Raw genomic sequence first — 21185 nt, 5'->3', positions numbered from 1 at the left:
GCCCGTGGGATCGAGTGTGGTGCCCTTGCCCGTGGGATCGAGTGTGGTGCCATTGCCCGTGGGATCGGGTGTGGCGCCCTTGCCCGTGGGATCGGGCGTGGCGCCCTTGCCCGTGGGATCGGGTGTGGTGCCATTGCCGGGGGGATTTTCCACGCATCGCCGGTAGGTATCGACCGTTGGTCGATACGCCGTTCGCGCCAGGATTGGGCACGTGGGCGGCCGGGCTGGCAGAATATTCCCTTTCCGCCGTTCAGCGAAGCCGACGATGCGCCTCTCCCAGTTCCACCTGCGTACCACCAAGGAAACCCCCAGCGATGCCGAGCTCACCAGCCACCGGCTGATGCTGCGCGCGGGCATGATCCGCAAGCTGGCCTCGGGGCTCTACACGTGGTCGCCACTGGGCCTGCGCGTGCTGCGCAAGGTCGAACGCATCGTGCGTGAGGAAATGGAGCGCGCCGGCGCGGTCGAATTCCAGGTCCCGACCATCCAGCCAAAGGAACTGTGGGAAGCCACCGGGCGTTGGGAAAAGTTCGGCCCGCAGCTGCTCAAGATCAAGGACCGCAAGGAGCAGGTGTTCTGCTACAGCCCCACCGCCGAAGAGGCCGCGGCCGACTTCGCACGCCAGGAGCTGTCCAGCTACAAGCAGCTGCCGGTGAACTTCTTCCAGATCCAGACCAAGTTCCGCGATGAAATCCGCCCGCGCTTCGGTGTGATGCGCGCGCGCGAGTTCCTGATGAAGGACGCCTACTCCTTCCATCTGGATGATGCCTGCCTGGTGCGCGAGTACGAAAACATGAAGGCCGCCTACGCCCGCGTGTTCACCCGCCTGGGCCTGGATTTCCGCATGGTGCAGGCCGACTCCGGCGCGATCGGCGGCGACGCCTCGCAGGAATTCCATGTGATCGCCGACTCGGGCGAAGACGCACTGGTGTTCTCCACCGGCTCGGACTACGCGGCCAACATGGAAGCGGCGGTTGCCGCCGCACCCGGCCCGCGCCCGGCCGCCAGCGAAGCCCTGCGCAAGGTCGATACCCCCACCCAGAAGACCTGCGAGGCGGTAGCCGCCCTGCTGGGCATCGGCCTGGACCGCACGGTCAAGTCGGTCGCGGTGATGACCGAGGCCGGCTTCGTGCTGGCGCTGGTGCGTGGCGACCATGACGTGAATGAAATCAAGCTGGGCAAGGTGCCGGGCCTGCAGGGGTACCGCATGGCCAGCGAAGCGGAGATCGCCACCCACCTGGGCAGCGAACCGGGCTTCCTTGGCCCGGTCAATCCGGCGCAGCCGATCCGCATCGTGGCCGATCGCGACGTAGCGGCGATGGCCGATTTCGTCGTCGGCGCCAATGAGGTCGGCGCCCACCTTGCCGGCGTCAACTGGGGTCGCGACCTGGCCGAACCGGACGTGGCCGACCTCCGCAATGCGAAGGAAGGCGACCGCGCCGCCGACGGCGGCGAACTACGCGTGGCGCGCGGCATCGAAGTGGGCCATGTGTTCCAGCTGGGCCGCCAGTATGCGCAGGCGCTCAATGCCACCGTGCTCGACGAAAACGGCAAGGCCCAGGTCATGGCGATGGGCTGCTATGGCATCGGCATTTCGCGCATCGTGGCCGCCGCGATCGAACAGAACCATGACGACGCCGGCATTATCTGGCCCGACGCCATGGCGCCGTGGCAGGTGGTGGTGTGCGTGATCAACCCGAAGCAGGACGAAACCGTTTCCGCTGCCGCCGCCGAGCTGTTGGCGCAGCTGCAGGCACTGGGACTGGATGCGGCGCTGGACGACCGTGGCCTGCGCCCGGGCAACATGTTCGCCGACATCGAACTGATCGGCGTGCCGCACCGGGTGGTGGTGTCCGAACGCGGCCTGGCCGCCGGCACGTTCGAGTACCGCGCGCGCACGGCCAGCGAGGCCGAAAACCTGGACCGCGACGCGCTGGTCGCCAGGCTGACGAAAGAATGACGGATGACGGATGCCGGGTGAAATACCCCGGCATTTAATTATCCCATTTCCATTGATTATTCCGACAAGCTGTGCATGGGGCAAATGAGAATGTATGCTGTTGCCCGATGCCAGGGACCGGCCCACACCCCGTCCTTCTTTTTTAGATTCCGGAGTAGTTGATGAGTATTGATTTGAGTGGTCTGTCCGCCAAAGAGTTGGGCGCCCTGATCAAGAACGCCAAGAAGCAGCAGACGATCGTCGCCAAGCGCCCGGCCATCACCAAGGTCCGCGCCCAGCTGGCCAAGCTGGCCAAAGCCAACGGATACACCCTGGAAGAAGTGGCGGGCGTTGAGGCCCCCGCCCGCGGCCGCGCCAGCAAGGCGGCGCCGGCAAAGAAGGCAGTGCGCAAGCTCGGCAAGGTGGCCCCGAAGTACCGCAATCCGGCCAACCCGAAGGAAACCTGGACCGGCCGTGGCAAGCAGCCGCGCTGGCTGGCCGCGCACACCGGCAAGGGCAAGAAGCTGGAAGATTTCCTGATCAAGAAGTAAGCGATGCGCCGATGGCGCGCGTTTTGAAACGCCGGCCGGGATGGCTGGCGTTTTTTTTTTGGGGTTATGTGCGCGGGATCATGGTTTTGACACGCGTGGCGTGTCACTACGATCCTTGGTCGATTGGGTTTGGGGGATTCTGCGCAATGTGTTGGGTTGGGAGGCGCGGTGCGGGTCGCGCTGAAACTTTCAGAAACTCACAGATTCTTTCGCGCCGGCACCAGCAGGTTGCCGAACAGCAGGCCTGCCACCAGTGCCATCACCACGTTGAGCACGGTCATCAGCACGACCTGCCCCGCACTCATGTCCTGCTGCTGGACCAGGGTCAACACCCCGCGCAGGCTGGTGCTGCCCGGCACCAGCATGATGATGCCCGGCAGGCGGATGATCGCGCCGGGACGCTGCACCAGGCGGCCGAACAGATTGCCTGCCGCCGTCATCACCATCGCCGACATGAAAATGCCGGCCGGCATGCCCCACGCCTGGCCGGCAAACTTGGAAATGGCATACCCGGCCACCGATGCGGCGATCACCCACGGGTAATCGCGACGGCTGGCCTTGAACAGCATCGCGAAGGCGAACGCCGCCAGCAGCAATGCACTCCATTCCACCCAGTCCGCCTGCGGTCGTGACGCGCGCACCAGCGGGTCCAGGCCGAGAATGCCCGACAACGTCACCGCGATCACCGCACCCACGGTCAGTTTGAGAATGGTGGTGATCGCACCGGCAAAACGCGCCGTGCCCGATACCCAGTGCTGGCTGGCCAGTTCGTTGACCGCATTGGTCAGCGACATGCCAGGCAGCATCACCACCAGCGAGGCGATGATTACCGTGTTGAGGTTGAGCGCGCCCACGAACGAGGCCACCAGCGCCGCCACGGTACCGGCCAGCAGGGCCGCCAGTGCCTCGCTGGCTTCGCGGCTGGCCGGGCGACGGTCGGTAAGCAGCGTCATCAGGCCGATCAGCAACCCGATCGCCCCGGCCGTGGCGATGTCCAGCCACGGCAGCTTCCACAACCCGGCCACGCCGGCCGCGCCCAGGCTGTAGGACAGGATCATGCGGATCTTGCCGCGCCGGCCCGGATCCTTGTCCAGCTGCCGCAGCGCGGTATGCCCCTGGGCGATGCTCATGGTGCCGTTGGCGACCGCGTCGGTGATCTGGTCGGCGATGCTGAGTTTGTGCAGGTCGTTTTCGCCCGGTGCCAGCCGGATCACGCGAGTGATGTCCGACGAACCGATCGCCTTGGTCGGGTCGCTGAAGCTCAGGATCAACCCGGTCGGGTTCGACCAGGGCTCGCAGTCCAGGTCCAGCCGCTGCGCCAGCGCCACCACCGCCGCCTCCAGCCGCTGGGCGGTGGTGCCATAGCTGTGCAGCCGACCGGCGATTTCGGATACGAAGGCCACCCGCTGTGCGTAGGTGGCCGGAGGGGTTGCGATGGCGGGTGCGTCGGCAGACATGCGCGGTAGTATTACCCGAAGCCCACCCCGGCTGAACAGCGCTGTTGCCGACTGCGCATACTTGGCCTCCACGCAGACAGGTTATGCTGCGCAGGACGCCCATGACGCCAGACCAAGCCCCCCACCTCGAACACGATCCACAGGACCCCGGCAAGATCCGGTTGTCCGGTCAGTGGACGCTGCGCACCGCGCTGGACGCGGCCGAAGTGCTGCGCGCTGCGCCGGAGAAGGTGACCGGCATCGATGCCAGCGGCATCAGCCAGCTGGACTCGGCCGGCGTGCTGCAGGTGCTGCGCGTGGCCCATCGCGCCGATCTGGGCGAAGACGCGCTGACCTTCCGCGAAGAACACCGCGCGCTGGTCTGCACCATCGAAGAGGTCGCCGACGACCGCCCCAAGGCCAAGCGCGACTTCGGCGTGCTGGCCGCGCTGGAGCGGCTGGGCGTCAGCGTGCATGCCACCGGCCACAACATCGTGGCGCTGGCCAGCTTCCTGGGCGAGAACCTGGTCAAGGCCGGGCGCCTGGTCCGCGAGCCGCGCCGCTTCCGGCTCACCGCCACCGTGCACCACATGGAGCAGGTCGGACTGGACGCGGTGCCGCTGGTAGCGCTGCTGTCCTACCTGGTCGGCGCGGTGATCGCCTTCCTCGGCTCCACCATCCTGCGCGACTTCGGCGCTGAAATTTACGTGGTCGAACTGGTCAGCATCGCCTTCCTGCGCGAATTCGCCGTGCTGCTGACCGCGATCGTGCTGGCCGGCCGCACCGCCAGTGCATTCACCGCGCAGATCGGTTCGATGAAGGCGCGCGAGGAAATCGACGCCATCCAGACCCTCGGCCTGGACCCGGTCGACCTGCTGGTGCTGCCGCGCCTGATCGCGCTGCTGGTCACCCTGCCCCTGCTGACCTTCATTGCGATGGTCGCCGGCTTGGCCGGTGGCGTCACCGTGGGCGCGTTCGACCTGGATATTCCCCCGCAGATGTACCTGGCGCGCCTGCACGACACCATCGAGGTGCGGCACATGCTGGTCGGCCTGTCCAAGGCGCCGGTATTCGCCGCGGTGATCGGCCTGATCGGCTGCCTGGAAGGGCTGAAGGTGCAGGGCACCGCGCAGTCGGTGGGCGAGCGCACCACGTCCAGCGTGGTGCAGACCATCTCGCTGGTGATCATCATCGACGCGTTCGCCGCGTTGTGGTTCATGCACATGGATTGGTGATGACGACCGTAGCCGCCCCTGACCAGGACACCCGTGCGGAGCGGGCCGACGAAGACGGCCTGGCCATCCGCGTGCGCGGGCTGACCAACCGCTTCGGCAGCCAGACCGTGCATGACCGCCTCGACCTGGACGTGCGCCGTGGCGAGATCCTCGGCGTGGTCGGCGGCTCGGGTACCGGCAAATCGGTGCTGATGCGCAGCATCCTGGGCCTGCGCCATCCGGATGAAGGCGAGATCGAAGTGCTGGGCGTGGATGCGCGCTCGGACAACCGCGCCGACCGCCTGCACATCGAACGCAATACCGGCGTGCTGTTCCAGGATGGGGCGCTGTTCTCGTCCATGACCGTGGGCGAAAACGTGCAGGTGCCGCTGAAGGAACACCACGGCGAGCTGCCCGAGCGCTGGCATTACGAACTGGCCCTGCTCAAGGTGAAGCTGGCCGGCCTGCCGGCCGACGCGATCAACAAACTGCCGTCGCAGCTGTCCGGGGGCATGCGCAAGCGCGCCGGCCTGGCACGCGCGCTGGCGCTGGACCCGCCGCTGCTGTTCCTGGACGAACCCACCGCCGGGCTGGACCCGATCGGCGCGGCCGCCTTCGACCGCCTGATCAAGACCCTGCAGGAAGCGCTGGGGCTGACCGTGCTGCTGATCACCCATGACCTGGACACGCTGTACGCCATCTGCGACCGGGTGGCGGTGCTGGCCGACAGGAAAGTGATCGCCACCGCCCCGCTGCACGAGATCGAACAACTGGATCATCCGTGGATCCAGGAATATTTCCACGGACCGCGCGCACGCGCTGCACGCGACGCCAAGCAGAAGAGCGAATAGACCATGGAAACCAAAGCCAATTACGTATTGATCGGCGCGTTCACCCTGATCGTGGGGCTGGCCCTGCTGGCGTTCGGGCTGTGGGCGGCCAAGTACTCCTCCGACCGCACCTGGACCGAATACCGGGTGGTGTTCCGCGAGGCGGTCACCGGCCTGTCGGTGGGCAGCCCGGTGCAATACAACGGCATCGCGGTCGGCTCGATCACCGAACTGAACCTGGTCCCGGACGACCCGCGCCAGGTGGTCGCGCGGATCCGCCTGAACTCCAACACCCCGGTCAAGACCGACACCCGCGCCAAGCTGGCCATCACCAGCCTGACCGGCCCGTCGATCATCCAGCTCAGCGGCGGTACGCCGCAGGCGCAGGCGCTGACCGCAGTGAACAAGGACCCGGCCCCGATCATCCCGACCACGCCGTCGGCGCTGCAGAACATCACCGACGTGGCCAACCGCATCGTCGAGCGCATGGACCAGGTGCTGAGCGACCGCAACGTGGCCAGCATCAACGCCACCCTGGCCAACCTGGAAACCATCAGCGGTGGCCTGGCCGACCGCGACCAGGGCACGCAGGCGCTGCTGCTGAGCGCGCGCGACGCCGCGCGCAGCCTGGACGCCACGCTGAAGACCACCAACGGCACCATCCAGCGCCTGGACACCAACCTGGTGCAGCAGCTGCCGCCGATCCTGGACAAGCTGGAAACCACGCTGACCAAGCTCGATTCGGCGGCCGGCAGTGCCGATTCGATCCTCGGCGAGAACCGTGCGGCGATCAACAGCTTCGCCAACGACGGCCTGGCCCAGCTGGGCCCGACCCTGACCGAACTGCGCGGGCTGATCCGCGACCTGCGCCGGGTCAGCGACAAACTGGACAACAACCCGGCCCGCTACCTGCTGGGCCGTGACGCGCCGAAGGAGTTCGAACCCAAATGAGCCGCATCCCTCTCCTGCCCGCCGCCCTGCCCCGCCTGCTGCTGCCGGCCGCCCTTATGATCGCCCTCGGCGCCTGCTCTTCGTTGCTGGGCGGCGGCGAACGCAGCCAGGTCACCATCTACTCACCCGTGGTCAAGATCCAGCCCGACCCGTCCTGGCCGAAGGTTGACTGGGCGCTGGTGCTGGTCAAGCCGACCGCCGCGCGCGTGGTCGACAGCCCGCGCATCAACGTGCGGCCGAACCCGGGCGAGCTTGAGGTCTACAAGGGCGTGAGCTGGGCGCAGCCGGCCACCGACATGGTCGACGACGCCCTGATCCGCGCCTTCGAGGATTCAGGCCGCATCACCGGCGTGGCGCGTGCCACCACCGGCATCCGCGCCGACTACAAGCTTGCGCTGGATGTGCGCCGTTTCGAATCCGACTACCGCGGCCAGCCCACCCCGACCGCCGTCATCGAAATCAACGCCAAGCTGATCCACGTGATCGACCAGCGCGTGGTCGCCGACCGCACCTTCCGCCAGGAGCAGCCGGTAGGCAGCACCGCCACCGGCGACGTTGCCCGGGCGCTCGAGCAGGGTCTGCAGGCGATCACCACCGAACTGGTGGGCTGGACCCTCACCACCGGCCAGGCCGACAGCCAGACCGCCAAGGTCATCCCCACCAGGCTGCGCTGACCCATGCGCCCACGCCCTGCGTAGCTCACTGACGTCTCGGGGACGGCTGACCAGGCACCCTTACCGGTGTAATTGAACAGGTACTGCGCTCCGTGCAGCATCGCCCCTGTCCGGTCAGCCATGGTTGCAGTCTGCAGGATGCTTGACTTTCATCCTCTGGGTCCGCGAGCACCCGAGGACGCCCCAGCTGCGGGCGGGCATCCGCAATCAGCAATCAGCAATCAGCAAGCCTTTGCCAGCGCTGCCACGGCAGAGAAGACCGTGTGCAAGGAAACAATCCGACCCGCTTCAAGGTCCAGGATGACCCGACGGTGCAACCCTGCCGCGTCGGCAACCTCTTGTTGGGTCTGGCCCAGCGCCCTGCGCTCTGCCCGATAGGCCCGACCAAGCATGAGCGGATTGAGGGATGCGAGCGTGTCCATGTGAGCCATATCGAACATTTTTACTATGAATTCAAAAAATGTTCGATATGCCGCACATCATGGTCCAGATCCGCCGTGAACCCATCAAGCGGAAGGGCCCTCCTGGCCGAACCGGCGACCCATCGTAGAGCCACGCCCTGCGTGGCTGAGCCCGTCCGGCACCACGAAGCCACGCAACAGAGCCACCTCCCGTGCCATGGCAAATTGCTACGGGCGCGTGGCGATCCGTTCATCGAAATGGCGCCCGCCGGTCATGGGGCGCGGCGTGGCTCTACGCCGGGTTTTCTATCCAGCGGAAGGTGAGATTGATGCGTTCGGCCAAGGGCCGTGCGCTCTTCGGCAGGGCGTGCTGGTAGAAGGTCTGCGTGCGCCCGCCCATCACCAGCAGGTCCCCATGACCCAGGGTGACCTCGGCCTTGCGCGCGTGGTCATCGCGCCGGCGCAGCAGGAACCGCCGGGCGGCGCCGAGGCTGAGCGAGGCGATCACCGGCGTGGGTCCCAGTTCGGGTTCGTTGTCGCTGTGCCAGCCCATGCCGTCGTCGTTGTCGCGGTAGCAGTTGAGCAGCACGCTGTTGAACGGCTGGCCGCAGAACCTGCCCAACGCCTCGCGCAGCGGCACCAGGGCCGGGTGCCAGGGGTGCGGCACGAAATCGGTCCCCGAATAGCGGTACCGCGCGGCCGGGTCGCCCATCCAGCAGCTCAGCCGGGGTGAGTCGACGGACCGGCCGAACATGCGGATCCGGTGCACCTCCCACGGCACCTCGCCGCGCAGCTGGCGCTGCAGCGCGTCGGCCTCGGCGGCCGGCAACCAGTGGCGATGCCAGTGAACGGAAGCGTCGGGCAAATGCAGGTCCATGGCGGAACGCTAGCACGCCGCCGCTGGCCAACGGGCTGCCGGCGCCCACCGCGTGTCGCGACGTGGTGCTGAAAGCGCCACCTGGGCGTGTGGCGTTCCCACCGTGAAAAAATGCCATGTCGGCCCACACTGCCAACTACGTCGCATTCCGTGGTGTGCCTTGCGCCGCAAGGCGCCACGCCAGAGATCGAGCGCATTACGTCACTACTATTCACACTGCCTTCCAACACGCGCGAATCAACAGAAAAAATCTACTGTAGGTATCGTTGCAGGTGCCGCATGGTTCGCCCTGGAGTCTGAAAACTCCGTAAAGAAAAGTTGGACGTTCTGCGTCGGGAGGGTGGCTAATACAACACCCTAACGGGGAATACGTCGCACCGGATCTTTGCACGGTTTTCAGCCTCCCGACTCCCTCGCCATTCCGGCGAGGGAGATTTCCTGGAGAGCGCCACCATGCATTCCCACGATGTCGAAACACCCTCCACCCCGACTTCCACCGCCTCCGCTCCCCGCACCCGCCTGCACTGGCACAAGCCCAAGCGCGTGCGGGTCGGCACGCTGTGCCGCGAGCGACCCGAGCCCGGCGCGCTGTTGATTCCCTGCCTGAAGCTGCGCGGCATGTGGCTGTGCGAGGCCGGCATCGAGCCGGGGGCCCGGATGACGGTGGAGGTGTATGAAGGGGCCGTGCTGCTGCGGGTGGTGGAGCCGCCGGTGTCGGTGGAATTGCGGCCGGTGAGGCGCAGGCGAGTTCGGCGGCAGCCGATGCCGTGAGGGTACGGGGTTGCGGGGACCGCCTGGGCCGGCCAACGGCCGGCGCTACCGGGCCGGTCGGACCGGGCACGCGTCAGCTCCCCGTGGAGTCCACTACAATCTGCGGCCTGAGGCGCATTTCCGTTGCGCCCCCACCCGCCGCATTGTCACAAGGTTCCTGCATGAGAAGTCACGACAGCAGCAAGCGCGTCCTGGTCACCGGTGGCGCCGGATTCCTCGGCTCGCACCTGATCGAACGCCTGCTCGACCAGGGCCACGAAGTGGTGTGCGCGGACAACCTGTTCACCGGCACCAAGCGCAACATCGCGCACCTGCTGGGCAACCCCCACTTCGAATTCCTGCGCCACGATGTGACCTTCCCGCTGTATATCGAGGTCGACGAGATCTGGAACCTGGCCTGCCCGGCGTCGCCGGTGCATTACAGCCACGACCCGGTGCAGACCACCAAGACCTCGGTGCATGGTGCGATCAACCTGCTGGGCCTGGCCAAGCGGCTGGACTGCCGCATCTTCCAGGCCTCCACCAGCGAGGTGTATGGCGACCCGAGCGTGCACCCGCAGCGCGAGGAGTACTGGGGCAACGTGAATCCGATCGGTCCGCGCTCGTGCTACGACGAAGGCAAGCGTTGCGCCGAGACGCTGTTCTTCGATTACCACCGCCAGCATGGGCTGGATATCAAGGTGGCGCGCATCTTCAACACCTACGGCCCGCGCATGCATCCCAATGATGGGCGCGTGGTGTCCAACTTCATCGTGCAGGCGCTGCGGGGTGAGGACATCACCATTTACGGTGAAGGCCAGCAGACGCGGTCGTTCTGCTACGTGGATGACCTGATCGAGGGCTTCATGCGTTTGATGGCCACCGACAGGGATTTCACCGGGCCGTGCAACCTGGGCAATCCGGCGGAAATGACCATCCGCGAGCTGGCCGAGGCGGTGATCGCATTGACCAATTCCGGGTCGAAGCTGGTGTTCAAGCCGTTGCCGCAGGACGACCCGATGCAGCGCCAGCCGGACATCACGCTGGCCAAGAGCCGGCTCAATGGGTGGGAGCCGCAGGTGAAGCTGGAAGAAGGGTTGCGCCGGACGATCGCGTACTTTGACGGCCTGCTGAGCGAATCCCGGTAACGCCGTCTGTCAGACGACTGCATGTGGCGCGGTAGAGCCGTCTGTTAGACGGCTGCTTTTGCGGGGTAGAGCCGTCTGTTAGACGGCTGCTTTCTGCGCGAAGAGCAGCGGACTAACAGTCCGCTCTACCTCCGCGTTACCGGTCCGCGTTACCGGTCCGCGTTACCGGTCCGCGTTACCCGTCGGCGTTACCCGTCGGCGTTACCCGTCGGCGCTACCCGTCCGCGTTACCCGTCCGCGCTACCCGTCCGCGTTACCCATCGGCGCTACCCATCGGCGCTACGTCCGCGCTACGACCGCGTTGATGTTTCAGCCGTAGGCGTTACCGGCACTGGTAGGTGACGTCCTGGCGGCTGTGGCGGAAGGGGTCGGTCAGGTCGTCGGAGTATTTGCCCAGCAGCAACCGCTGCTTTGGCAGGAAATGCTGGCGGTAGAAACGACTCATGCCAGCCACGCGCCGGCCCTTGTCGGTCAGCAGCACGCAGCCGTTTTCAATGTGGATCGTGCCCGAGCTTTCCTGCTCGGTCAGGCGCACGTCCACCAGCCGGTGTTCGACCATGTACTCCTTGGTGAACACGTCCTGGAACGCGTCCTGGCGGATGCCGCCGCCGCGCTGGTCGAGCTTCTCCAGGATGTAGAACGACAGCGAACGGTCGATCACCGTCGGCACCGAGATCGCGAACGCGTAGCCACCCAGCAGCCAGACCAGGGCCAGCAGCACCCGCTCGGCGGGCGTGAATGCGCGGAAGGGCGAGGCCAGCAGCACCAGGCCGGTGAGCACCGCCGCCAGCAGGGCATCGCCAATGGCCGCGTAGAACACCACGTCCACGGTGAAGAAGCGCACGTGCAGGTAGTGGATGCCCAGCAGCAGCCCGATGTAGACCAGGGTCAGCAGTGCCGCCTTGAGGAGGGTTTTCATGGCTTGAATACCAGCAGGCGGTTGCCCAGGAACGAAAGGATGAACTGCACGATGCTGATCAGCACGAAGCCCACGCGGTAATCGAACCTCAGCAGGTCCGACCAGAGCGCCATCAAGCCGCCGTTGAGCAGCGCGATCGCAGCGTACAGCACCACGAACCGCCACAGCTGCCCGCTGGCGCGGGCCTGGGTGGCGGCGAACACGAAGTAACGGTTGCCCAGGAACGAGGCGATGATGGCCACGGCCGCCGCCAGCAGGTTGGCCACGCCCTTGGACGGCACGTGCGCGACTTCCACCAGCAGGGTCAGCACCAGGAAGTGCACGCCGGTGGCCACCAGTCCATTGATGACGTAGCGCGCCAGCTGGCGCAGGTCAGCGCGGCGTTGCATCCGCCGTGACCTCGATCACCCCGGCCAGGTACTCGCGATAGGCACCCGGCTTGGGAATGGTGCCGCGGACGATGCCACTGAGCATCAGCGTCATCAGGGTCAGCGTGCCGGTCTGCAGGAACACCAGGAACAGCACGCCCAGCGCCATCGAGAACCAGCCCGGGGTGGCGTAGCCGGCCAGCTTGAGCAGGGTGGCCACCACCGCCAGCACGATCGAGGCCGAGGACACCAGCACGCAGATCAGGCCGACCCGCACCAGCACGTCCTCGGCGAACACCATCAGCGCGCGGAAGCCGTGCAGGGTCAGCCCTACGAAGTTCATCTTGCTCTGCCCGGCATAGCGCGGGCCACGGTCGATCGGGCACACCGCCAGGCGCAGCTTGCTGGCAATCAGGCCGGCCGCCACATGGGTCCAGACCTCGTGCATGGCGTTGAGCCGGTGCAGCGCACCGACCTTGATCGCCATGAAGTTGCCGAAGCTGATGGTGCGCCCGGTGAGCAGCTGGAAAATGAACTTGTAGACCACGTAGAACGCACGGAAGCGCAGCGTTTCCACCCGGCTGCGGCGCCGCGCCACGGCCACGTCGACGTTCTCGTCGCGGGTCGCTGCCAGCAGCTCGGCGATGGTTTCCGGCAGGTCCTCGCCGTCCGAATCCATCACGATCACGCGCTGCGCGTCGGGCAGATTCTCTTCCACATAGCCCAGCCCGACCGCGATGGCCTTCTGGTGGCCCACGTTGCGGCGCAGCTTCAGTACCACCCCGTTGACGCCCGACGCGGACAGCTGCTCCGGCTGCACCGGTTCGCGGATCGAACCGTCGTCCACCGCCACCACGTACACGCGGTCGCCGTACAGGCGCGCCAGCTCGCTGAACAGCCGGGTCGAGGCCACGTGGTCCTCGTACACCGGGGTCACCACCACGAACGACTCATTGGACTCACGCATGCTGTTCCCCTGCCGCCTTGGGCGATGCAGCCGACTTCCACTGGTCCAGCAGCACCAGCACCCCATACATCAACAGCAGCTGCATCGGCAGCGCGACGCGGCGGGCGCTGGTGGCCAGGTGCCATTCCAGATCATGCGGGGTGCTCAGGTACACCGCGAACAGCACGCCCAGGTAAGCCACGGCGACCAGCAGCGCGGCGCGCGCGGCCGGCGTGCGCCAGGTCCGCGTCCACAGGCCCAGCAGCAGCACCAGGGGAATCCATGCGTCGCTGCGCAGCAGCGCCTTCAGGATCAGCACGCTCTGCGAGAGGTCGGGCAGGCGCGCCAGCAACTGCCCCTTCAGGTCGCTGCGGGCCAGGTCGTTGCCCAGGTCCGCGCCAGCCACGGCCAGCTTCCACGCCAGCAGCGGCAGCATCGACACGGCGAAGGCGACCAGCAGGCCCCACGGCATGCGACGGTCGCGCAGCAGGCAGGTGGCCACTGCGACGATGGCCACCAGGATCGCCAGCACCGCACCTTCGTTCTTGGTCAGCGTCAGCACCGCCGACACCATTGCGTAGGCGGCCAGGGTGAACCACGCCACGCCGGTGGGCTGCGTACGCGGCTGCACCGCCATCGCCAGCGCGGCCACCGCGTAGACCGCCAGGAAGGCGTCCATGTAGCCGTCCACCAGATACCGTCCGCCCACCTTCAGCACCACCACCGCGACCAGCCCGGCCACCCACCCGCTGCGCACGCTGCGCGCGATCAGCAGCAGCGGCGGCAACAGCAGCAGCGTGCCGGCGGCCTTGGGGAAGATCTCATTCCAATGGCCCACCAGCTTGGCGGCGGTGGCCGACCACAGCGGGAACAGCGACGGGTAGTCGTTGTGGCTGAAGACGGCGTAGTCGTCCAGCTGCGTATACAGCGACCCGTCCAGGTAGATGCGTTTGGCATGGAACAGCCAGATCGAGCGCGGGTCCCATTCGTCGGTGGGGCTGCCCAGGGCAAACACCAGCAGCACCGCGACGATGCCGATCATCCAGGCCATGCGGCCGTCGCGCAGGGCCAGCAGCGACCACACCGCGCAGCCGAGTACGGCAATGAAGGCCAGCTGCGTGGGCAGTCCGATCCAGCCCAGGGCGGCGAAGGCGTAGCAGAGCAGCACGCCGGCGAGCATCGCCAGCGCAGCGCGCGCGCCGGTATCAGCGGCAGTCAACGAGAACAATGCGCTCACTCCTTGCGATGTGCGTGCAGCGATCGGGCACGGGCGCACCGGCCCGGAACAGCATGAGGCCGCGTTCGCCCCACACCACGCGGCGGGGGTACAGACCGTCCCACAGGCGCTCGCGCACCAGCGGGTCTTCCCACAGGCTCCGGTCCAGCGCGATCGGGCGGCGGTCGGGGTCGTGGACGGCGAGCAGTTCGCGGGCTTCAACCGCCTCGACCGGTACCGACCGGGTCCACCCGGCGTCGGCGACAAAGGCCTGGCCGAGCAGCGAGCGGTCGAATTCGATGTCCTTGGCAATGCCCCGCAGGCCCACCAGCAGTGCCGCACCGATCAGCAGACCGGCCAGCCAGCGCTGCGCCACGGGGTATTTTCCCTTCCAGGGTGTGATCACGACAACATTCCAGTATTCGCGAAAGCCAAGCCGGAAAGTCTAGCAGGCCGTCGGCGCGGATCGTCGCGGGGACCCCGCCAAGGTGTCGCGATTTGCCGCTGCCCGGCCCAACCCCGAGAATGTCCGCCACCCCTGCCGTACTGGACCCCGCATGCCTGCCGCCGCACCCGTCCCCACCGAGCGCCATCCTGCATGGATACCCTGAAAGCGCGGCTGCGCTCGGTGGTGTATGCGGCGATGCGCGCGGGCTTCCGCGCCCTGCCGCTCTCCGACGGGCAGCGCGACCGCCTGCGTACCCGCTTCCTGGACCGGCACTCGGCGTGGGTACCGCCGCCTGCGCGCGGGCGCGTGGAGGATGCCGGGCACGGCGCTTCGCGTCGCCCCCTGTTGCGTGCCGACGAAGCCGCCATCGGCCATGTACCCTGGCGCCCCGGCGCGCTGCCTGCGCCGCTGCCGGCCACGCTGGTCGCGTTCTACCTGCCGCAGTTCCATCCGTTCCCGGAGAACGATGCCTGGTGGGGCAAGGGCTTCACCGAATGGCGCAATGTCACCCGTGCCCTGCCGCAGTTCGAGGGCCACGTACAGCCGCGCCTGCCGGCCGACCTGGGCTTCTACGATCTGCGCAGCCCGCAGGTGATGCGCGACCAGGCCACGCTGGCACGCGAGTACGGCATCGGCGCGTTCTGCTTCTACTACTACTGGTTCAGCGGTACCACCCTGATGGAGGACCCGCTGCGCCAGTGGCTTGCAGACGACAGCATCGACATGCCGTTCTGCCTGTGCTGGGCCAACGAGAACTGGGCGCGGCGCTGGGACGGACGCAACGACGACATCCTGATCGGGCAGCAGCACAGTGCCGAAGATGACCTGGCCTTCATCGCGCACATCGCCGACTACCTGCGTGACCGGCGTGCGCTCAAGGTGGACGGCAAACCGATGCTGCTGGTGTACCGCCCGCATCTGTTCCCCGATGCACGCGCCACCGCGCAGCGCTGGCGGCAGTGGTGCCGCGAGCACGACATCGGCGAGATCCACCTGGCCTATGTACAGGGCTTCGAGCGCCCGGACCCACGCGATATCGGCTTCGATGCCGCCGTGGAGTTCCCGCCGAACATGAGCAACCCGCGCGCATTGACCGCGGACCAGTATCTGATCAACCCGGCGTTCCAGGGCGACGTGCGCGACTGGCGCGCGCTGGCCAGCGAGATCGGCGCGCGCACGCTGCCGGCGTATCCCCTGTACCCGGGTGTGAACCCCGGTTGGGACAACGAAGCGCGCCGGTCCGGCAAGGGGCGCGTGTACCTGCATGCCTCGCCGCGCGGCTACCGCGACTGGCTGTCGACCACGATCCACCAGCGCCTTGCCACGGTGCCGTCGGCCGAACGGCTGGTGTTCATCAATGCGTGGAACGAGTGGGCGGAGGGCGCCGTGCTGGAACCGGACGTGCGCCTGGGGCACGGGTACCTCGAGGCGACCCGGCAGGCATTGCGGCTGCCCTCGTCGCCCTCCGCGTCGGCGCGGGCGTGCGTGGTGATCCATGCGTGGTACCTGGAAGAACTGGTCGAACTGCTGGCCCACGTGCGCCAGAGCGCGCTGCCGGTCCGCCTGGTGATCACCACCGCGCCGGAGCATCGCGCACGGGTGGAAGCCCTGCTGCAGGCGGCTTCGCTGCAGGGCGAGGTACACGCCTTCGCCAACCACGGCCGCGACATCCTGCCGTTCCTGCACGTGGCCAACCTGCTGCTCGACCAGGGCGAGGACGTGGTGCTGAAGCTGCATACCAAGCGCTCCACCCACATGCCGCAGGGCGTGCAATGGCGGCAGGAGCTGCTGCAGCAGTTGCTGGGTGAGGGACGCGGCGAAGAGGCCATGCGCCGGTTCACGCAGGATCGGCAACTGGGCATGCTGGCACCGGCCGGGCACCTGCTGCCCGTCCGCGACTACCTGGGCGGCAACGCAGCCGCCCTGCAACGCCTCTCGGTACGCCTGGGACTGCAGGCCGAGGTGCTGGATGCCATGTTCAGCTCCGGCAGCATGTTCTGGGTGCGCCTGTCCGCGCTGCGCCCGCTGCTGGACGCCCACCTGGCCCCCGGCGCATTCGAGGACGAGCAGGGCCAGATCGATGGCACGCTGGCGCATGCGGTGGAACGCGTGCTCGGTGCGGTGTGCGAGGACGCCGGCTACCGCGTGGAAACGCTCGGCAGCGCCACGACCGCGCCCAGCTACGCGTACGCCAGACGCAGCTGACCCGCAGGCCGGACGGCCTGCGGGTCATTCCCCTCCCGACGGCTCAGCTGAAGCTGACCCCGGTTTTTTCCTTCAGCTCATCCGCGCCCACGCCCGGTGCGGCTTCCACCAGCTTCAGCCCGCCGTCGGTGACATCGAACACCGCCAGGTCGGTGATGATGCGGTCGACCACGCCCACGCCGGTCAGCGGCAGGGTGCACTCGGGCAGGATCTTGTGCTCGCCATTCTTCGCGGTGTGCTCCATCAGCACCACCACGCGCTGCACACCGGCCACCAGGTCCATCGCGCCGCCCATGCCCTTGACCATCTTGCCGGGCACCATCCAGTTGGCCAGGTCGCCCTTGTCGGTGACCTGCATCGCGCCGAGGATGGCCAGGTTGACGTGGCCGCCGCGGATCATCGCGAAGCTGTCGTGGCTGCCGAAATAGCTGGCCCCGGCACGCGCGGTGACGGTCTGCTTGCCGGCGTTGATCAGGTCCGCATCCACTTCGGCTTCGGTCGGGAACGGACCGATGCCGAGCAGGCCGTTCTCGGACTGCAGCCACACGTCCACGCCGTCGGGAATGTGGTTGGCCACCAACGTCGGCAGGCCGATGCCCAGGTTCACGTAAGCACCGTCGGTGAGCTCGCGGGCGGCGCGCTGCGCCATTTCATCGCGGGTCCAGGCCATCTCAGTTGCCCTCCGCACGCACGGTGCGCTGTTCGATACGCTTTTCGGGAGTCGGGTTGTGCACGATGCGGTGCACGTAGATGCCCGGCAGGTGCACCTGGTCCGGGTCGATGCTGCCGACCGGCACCACCTCTTCCACCTCCACCACGCACAGCCTGCCGGCCATCGCGCAGGCCGGATTGAAGTTGCGCGCGGTCTTGCGGAACACCAGGTTGCCGGCCTCGTCGGCCTTCCACGCCTTGACCAGCGCCACGTCGGCGCGCAGGGCGGTTTCCATCACGTAGTGCTTGCCGTCGAATTCGCGGGTTTCCTTGCCTTCGGCCACCACCGTGCCGTAGCCGGTGGCGGTGAAGAAGGCCGGGATGCCGGCGCCGCCGGCGCGCAGGCGCTCGGCCAGGGTGCCCTGCGGGTTGAACTCCAGCTCCAGCTCACCGGCCAGGTACTGGCGTTCGAATTCCTTGTTCTCGCCCACGTAGGACGAAATCATCTTCTTGATCTGGCGGGTTTCCAGCAGCTGGCCCAGGCCGAACCCGTCCACGCCGGCGTTGTTGGAAATCACCGTCAGGCCCTTGACCCCGGTGTCGCGCAGCGCGGCGATCAGCGCCTCGGGAATGCCGCACAGGCCGAAGCCGCCGACGGCCAGGGTCTGGCCATCGGCCACCGCACCCTGCAGCGCGTCGGCAGCGCTGGCGTAGCGTTTGCCGCGCCGGCCGTTGTCTGGGGACTTGCTCATCTACGCCCTCACCTCGTTGATGTAAGGGCCCATTGTAGCCATTGCCGGTAGCGTCCCCGGCTGAAAACGCTTCCCATACATCGCAGCGGCTAAACTCGCCTACTGACTACCGAAAGGACCCCCGATGACCCTCCCCGCATTCAAGGCGTATGACATCCGCGGCCGCGTGCCGGACGAGCTGAACGAAGACCTGGCGCGGAAGATCGGCGTGGCGCTGGCGGCCCAGCTGGAGCCGGGCACCGTGGTGGTGGGCCATGACGTGCGCCTGACCAGCCCCGCCCTGCAGGACGCCCTGGCCGCCGGCCTGCGTGGCGCCGGGCGCGAGGTGCTGGACATCGGCCTGTGCGGGACCGAAGAGGTCTACTTCCAGGTCGACCACCTCAATGCCGCCGGCGGGGTGATGGTGACCGCCAGCCACAACCCGATGGACTACAACGGCATGAAGCTGGTCAAGCAGCAGGCCCGGCCGATCAGTTCGGACACCGGCCTGTTCGCCATCTCCGATGCCGTGGAAGCCGATACCGCACCGGCCGCCGAGCCCAAGGCCGGCATCCAGTCGCATCCGGACAAGCGCGCGTATATCGAGCACCTGCTGAGCTACGTGGACCGCGCCGCGCTGAAGCCCCTGAAGCTGGTGGTCAACGCCGGCAATGGCGGCGCCGGCACCATCGTCGACCTGCTGGCCCCGCACCTCCCGTTTGAGTTCGTGCGCATCGCCCACGAACCGGATGGCAGCTTCCCGAACGGCATTCCCAATCCGCTGCTGATCGAGAACCGGGAGATGACCGCACAGGCCGTGCTCGAACACGGTGCGGACTTCGGCATCGCCTGGGATGGCGATTTCGACCGCTGCTTCTTCTTCGACCATACCGGCCGCTTCATCGAAGGCTATTACCTGGTCGGCCTGCTGGCCAAGGCCATCCTGGCCCGCCAGCCCGGCGGCAAGGTGGTCCACGACCCGCGCCTGCTGTGGAACACCGTGGAAATGGTGGAAGCGGCCGGTGGCCAGGCCGTGCTGTGCAAGAGCGGGCATGCCTTCATCAAAGAAAAGATGCGGGCCGAAGACGCCGTCTACGGCGGCGAGATGAGCGCGCACCATTATTTCCGCGAATTCGCCTACGCCGACTCCGGCATGATCCCGTGGCTGCTGATTGCCGCGCTGGTGTCCGAAACCGGGCTTTCGCTGGCCGACCTGGTCGAAGAACGCATGCAGAAGTTCCCCTGCAGCGGCGAGATCAACTTCAAGGTCAGCGACGCCAAGCTGGCGGTGGCGCGGGTGATGGAACACTTCGCCCCGCATGCCCCGACCCTGGACCACACCGACGGCATCAGCGCGGATTTCGGCCAGTGGCGCTTCAACCTGCGCAGCTCCAACACCGAACCGCTGCTGCGGTTGAACGTGGAATCGCGCGGCGATGCCGCGTTGCTGCAGCAGCGCACCGATGAGATCTCCCAGCTGCTCAAGGCATCCTGAGGCACGACCCGATGAACGACATCCTTCCGGTCATCCTGTCTGGCGGTTCCGGCACGCGGCTGTGGCCGCTGTCGCGCGAAGCGTACCCCAAGCAGTTCCTGGCCCTGGCCGGCGAACAGACCATGCTGCAGGCCACCTGGCAGCGCGTGGCGCCCATTGCCGGGCGCGCACCGCTGGTGGTGGCCAACGAGGAGCATCGCTTCGTCGCCGCCGAGCAGCTGCAGCAGCTGGGCGTGCAGCCGCAGGCGATCCTGCTGGAGCCGGTCGGGCGCAATACCGCGCCGGCGATCGCGATCGCCGCGCTGGAAGCCACGCTGGAAGGCGACCCGGTGCTGCTGGTGCTGCCGTCGGACCATGTGATCGCCGACGAGGCGGCGTTCCGTGCCGCGGTGCTCAGCGCACTGCCTGCCGCGCAGGACGGCAAGCTGGTCACGTTCGGGATCGTCCCCACCGGACCTGAAACCGGGTATGGCTACATCAAGGCGTTGCCGGGCGGCGCGGTCCGCGCGGTGGACCGCTTCGTCGAGAAGCCCGACGCCGAAACCGCGCAGCAGTACGTGCAGTCCGGTGAGTACTTCTGGAACAGCGGCATGTTCCTGTTCCGCGCCTCGCGCTACCTGGCCGAACTGGAACGGCTGCAGCCGGACATGCTGGCCGCCAGCCGCAACGCCTGGCAGCTGGCCCGGCGCGATGCCGACTTCACCCGCCTGGACAAGGACGCCTTCGCTGCCGTCCGCGCCGACTCCATCGACTACGCGGTGATGGAAAAGACCCGCGACGCCGTGGTGGTGCCGCTGGACGCCGGCTGGAACGACGTGGGGTCGTGGACGGCACTGCGCGATGTGTCCGAGCAGGATGCCGACGGCAACGCCCACCACGGCGACGTGATCGCCATCGACTGCCGCAACACCTATGCCTACGGCGAGCGCCTGATCGTACTGGTGGGGCTGGACGATGTGATCATGGTGGAAACCGACGATGCGGTGATGGTCGGCCGCAGCGACCGCATGCAGGAGATCAAGCAGGTGGTGGCCCAGCTCAAGGCCGATGCGCGCCCGGAAGCCACCTGGCATCGCAAGGTCTACCGCCCGTGGGGCGCCTACGATTCAATCGACAACGGTGAGCGCTTCCAGGTCAAGCGGATCACGGTCAAGCCCGGTGGCACGCTCAGCCTGCAGATGCACCATCATCGCGCCGAACACTGGGTGGTGGTGAGTGGCACGGCGGAGGTGACCCGTGGCGACGAGGTCATCCTGCTGGGCGAAAACCAGAGCACGTACATTCCGCTGGGTGTTACCCACCGGTTGCGCAATCCGGGCAAGCTGCCGTTGGAGCTGATCGAAGTGCAGTCCGGCAGCTATCTTGGCGAGGATGACATCGTGCGGTTCGAGGATACGTACGGGCGGAGTTGAATCGGACGCCTGCTCCAAAAAAA

At 67.1% G+C, this 21185-nt stretch carries 20 protein-coding genes and 1 pseudogene; 11 read left to right on the top strand and 10 right to left on the bottom strand.

Features of this window, described 5'->3' with window-relative positions; translation table 11 throughout:
- Positions 1–265 precede the first annotated feature (265 nt).
- On the top strand, positions 266–1960 hold the full coding sequence (locus ACIGII_RS01120; protein WP_399635590.1) for a proline--tRNA ligase: 1695 nt from the start codon (positions 266–268) through the stop codon (positions 1958–1960).
- A 161-nt stretch (positions 1961–2121) separates the two neighbouring features.
- A pseudogene (locus tag ACIGII_RS01115) lies at positions 2122–2487 on the top strand (H-NS family nucleoid-associated regulatory protein); the annotation flags it as partial.
- 200 nt (positions 2488–2687) lie between these two features.
- Here the strand turns inward: ACIGII_RS01115 and ACIGII_RS01110 are convergent.
- Positions 2688–3947: a threonine/serine exporter ThrE family protein gene (locus tag ACIGII_RS01110; protein WP_399635592.1), complete on the bottom strand. Its 1260-nt coding sequence runs from the start codon at positions 3945–3947 to the stop codon at positions 2688–2690.
- Between the two features lie 101 nt (positions 3948–4048).
- Between ACIGII_RS01110 and ACIGII_RS01105 the strand changes: the two genes are divergently transcribed.
- From ACIGII_RS01105 to ACIGII_RS01090, 4 genes are read left to right on the top strand one after another with little or no spacing between them, the layout of a single operon-like run.
- Positions 4049–5161, top strand: coding sequence for an MlaE family lipid ABC transporter permease subunit (locus ACIGII_RS01105; RefSeq protein ID WP_399635595.1), 1113 nt, complete (start codon positions 4049–4051; stop codon positions 5159–5161).
- Complete coding sequence (locus tag ACIGII_RS01100) at positions 5161–5991, top strand: ABC transporter ATP-binding protein (protein ID WP_399635596.1); 831 nt, start codon at positions 5161–5163, stop codon at positions 5989–5991. Before ACIGII_RS01105 ends, ACIGII_RS01100 begins: the two co-directional genes overlap by 1 nt.
- Before the next feature lie 3 nt (positions 5992–5994).
- Positions 5995–6921, top strand: a complete 927-nt coding sequence (locus ACIGII_RS01095) for an MlaD family protein (protein WP_399635599.1) — start codon at positions 5995–5997, stop codon at positions 6919–6921.
- Entirely contained in the window at positions 6918–7595 is a 678-nt protein-coding gene (locus tag ACIGII_RS01090; protein ID WP_399635602.1) for an ABC-type transport auxiliary lipoprotein family protein, read from the top strand. Before ACIGII_RS01095 ends, ACIGII_RS01090 begins: the two co-directional genes overlap by 4 nt.
- Positions 7596–7816: 221 nt before the next feature.
- Here ACIGII_RS01090 and ACIGII_RS01085 read toward each other — a convergent pair whose 3' ends face one another.
- Positions 7817–8017: a helix-turn-helix domain-containing protein gene (locus ACIGII_RS01085; protein ID WP_399635605.1), complete on the bottom strand. Its 201-nt coding sequence runs from the start codon at positions 8015–8017 to the stop codon at positions 7817–7819.
- 271 nt (positions 8018–8288) lie between these two features.
- Positions 8289–8873, bottom strand: coding sequence for an alpha-ketoglutarate-dependent dioxygenase AlkB family protein (locus ACIGII_RS01080; RefSeq protein WP_399635607.1), 585 nt, complete (start codon positions 8871–8873; stop codon positions 8289–8291).
- Positions 8874–9326: 453 nt separating this feature from the next.
- On the opposite strand from ACIGII_RS01080, the gene ACIGII_RS01075 reads away from it, so the two are divergent.
- Both ACIGII_RS01075 and ACIGII_RS01070 read left to right on the top strand, forming a co-directional pair.
- Complete coding sequence (locus tag ACIGII_RS01075) at positions 9327–9644, top strand: hypothetical protein (protein WP_399635608.1); 318 nt, start codon at positions 9327–9329, stop codon at positions 9642–9644.
- A 161-nt stretch (positions 9645–9805) separates the two neighbouring features.
- Positions 9806–10771, top strand: a complete 966-nt coding sequence (locus tag ACIGII_RS01070) for a UDP-glucuronic acid decarboxylase family protein (RefSeq protein WP_399635611.1) — start codon at positions 9806–9808, stop codon at positions 10769–10771.
- 322 nt (positions 10772–11093) lie between these two features.
- Here the strand turns inward: ACIGII_RS01070 and ACIGII_RS01065 are convergent, their stop codons facing one another.
- The 5 genes from ACIGII_RS01065 to ACIGII_RS01045 are packed head-to-tail and all read right to left on the bottom strand — an operon-like array spanning position 11094 to position 14626.
- Positions 11094–11690 (bottom strand): hypothetical protein, encoded by a 597-nt coding sequence (locus tag ACIGII_RS01065; RefSeq protein ID WP_399635613.1) that lies wholly within the window; start codon positions 11688–11690, stop codon positions 11094–11096.
- Positions 11687–12079, bottom strand: coding sequence for a GtrA family protein (locus ACIGII_RS01060; protein ID WP_399635616.1), 393 nt, complete (start codon positions 12077–12079; stop codon positions 11687–11689). Before ACIGII_RS01060 ends, ACIGII_RS01065 begins: the two co-directional genes overlap by 4 nt.
- Positions 12063–13025, bottom strand: coding sequence for a glycosyltransferase (locus ACIGII_RS01055; RefSeq protein WP_399635618.1), 963 nt, complete (start codon positions 13023–13025; stop codon positions 12063–12065). The genes ACIGII_RS01060 and ACIGII_RS01055 overlap by 17 nt, the downstream gene beginning before the upstream one ends.
- Positions 13018–14232 carry a hypothetical protein gene (locus tag ACIGII_RS01050; RefSeq protein ID WP_399635622.1) on the bottom strand — a complete coding sequence of 405 codons (1215 nt, stop codon included), beginning with the start codon at positions 14230–14232 and terminating at the stop codon, positions 13018–13020. Before ACIGII_RS01050 ends, ACIGII_RS01055 begins: the two co-directional genes overlap by 8 nt.
- Positions 14210–14626 (bottom strand): hypothetical protein, encoded by a 417-nt coding sequence (locus tag ACIGII_RS01045; protein WP_399635625.1) that lies wholly within the window; start codon positions 14624–14626, stop codon positions 14210–14212. The genes ACIGII_RS01050 and ACIGII_RS01045 overlap by 23 nt, the downstream gene beginning before the upstream one ends.
- A 192-nt stretch (positions 14627–14818) precedes the next feature.
- Between ACIGII_RS01045 and ACIGII_RS01040 the strand changes: the two genes are divergently transcribed.
- Entirely contained in the window at positions 14819–16873 is a 2055-nt protein-coding gene (locus tag ACIGII_RS01040; RefSeq protein WP_399635628.1) for a glycoside hydrolase family 99-like domain-containing protein, read from the top strand.
- 43 nt (positions 16874–16916) lie between these two features.
- Here ACIGII_RS01040 and ACIGII_RS01035 read toward each other — a convergent pair whose 3' ends face one another.
- Both ACIGII_RS01035 and ACIGII_RS01030 read right to left on the bottom strand, forming a co-directional pair.
- Entirely contained in the window at positions 16917–17543 is a 627-nt protein-coding gene (locus ACIGII_RS01035) for a CoA transferase subunit B (protein WP_399635631.1), read from the bottom strand.
- 1 nt (position 17544) lies between these two features.
- Positions 17545–18276, bottom strand: coding sequence for a CoA transferase subunit A (locus ACIGII_RS01030; RefSeq protein ID WP_399635633.1), 732 nt, complete (start codon positions 18274–18276; stop codon positions 17545–17547).
- Between the two features lie 124 nt (positions 18277–18400).
- Here ACIGII_RS01030 and ACIGII_RS01025 point away from each other — a divergent pair, with 124 nt between their 5' ends.
- Complete coding sequence (locus tag ACIGII_RS01025; protein ID WP_399635635.1) at positions 18401–19750, top strand: phosphomannomutase; 1350 nt, start codon at positions 18401–18403, stop codon at positions 19748–19750.
- A gap of 11 nt (positions 19751–19761) precedes the next feature.
- Positions 19762–21162: a mannose-1-phosphate guanylyltransferase/mannose-6-phosphate isomerase gene (locus ACIGII_RS01020; RefSeq protein WP_399635638.1), complete on the top strand. Its 1401-nt coding sequence runs from the start codon at positions 19762–19764 to the stop codon at positions 21160–21162.
- Positions 21163–21185 lie beyond the last annotated feature (23 nt).

The organism is Stenotrophomonas sp. NPDC077420, assembly GCF_044543385.1.
Lineage (GTDB): Bacteria > Pseudomonadota > Gammaproteobacteria > Xanthomonadales > Xanthomonadaceae > Stenotrophomonas.
This window is presented reverse-complemented; position numbering and strand designations above follow the sequence as displayed.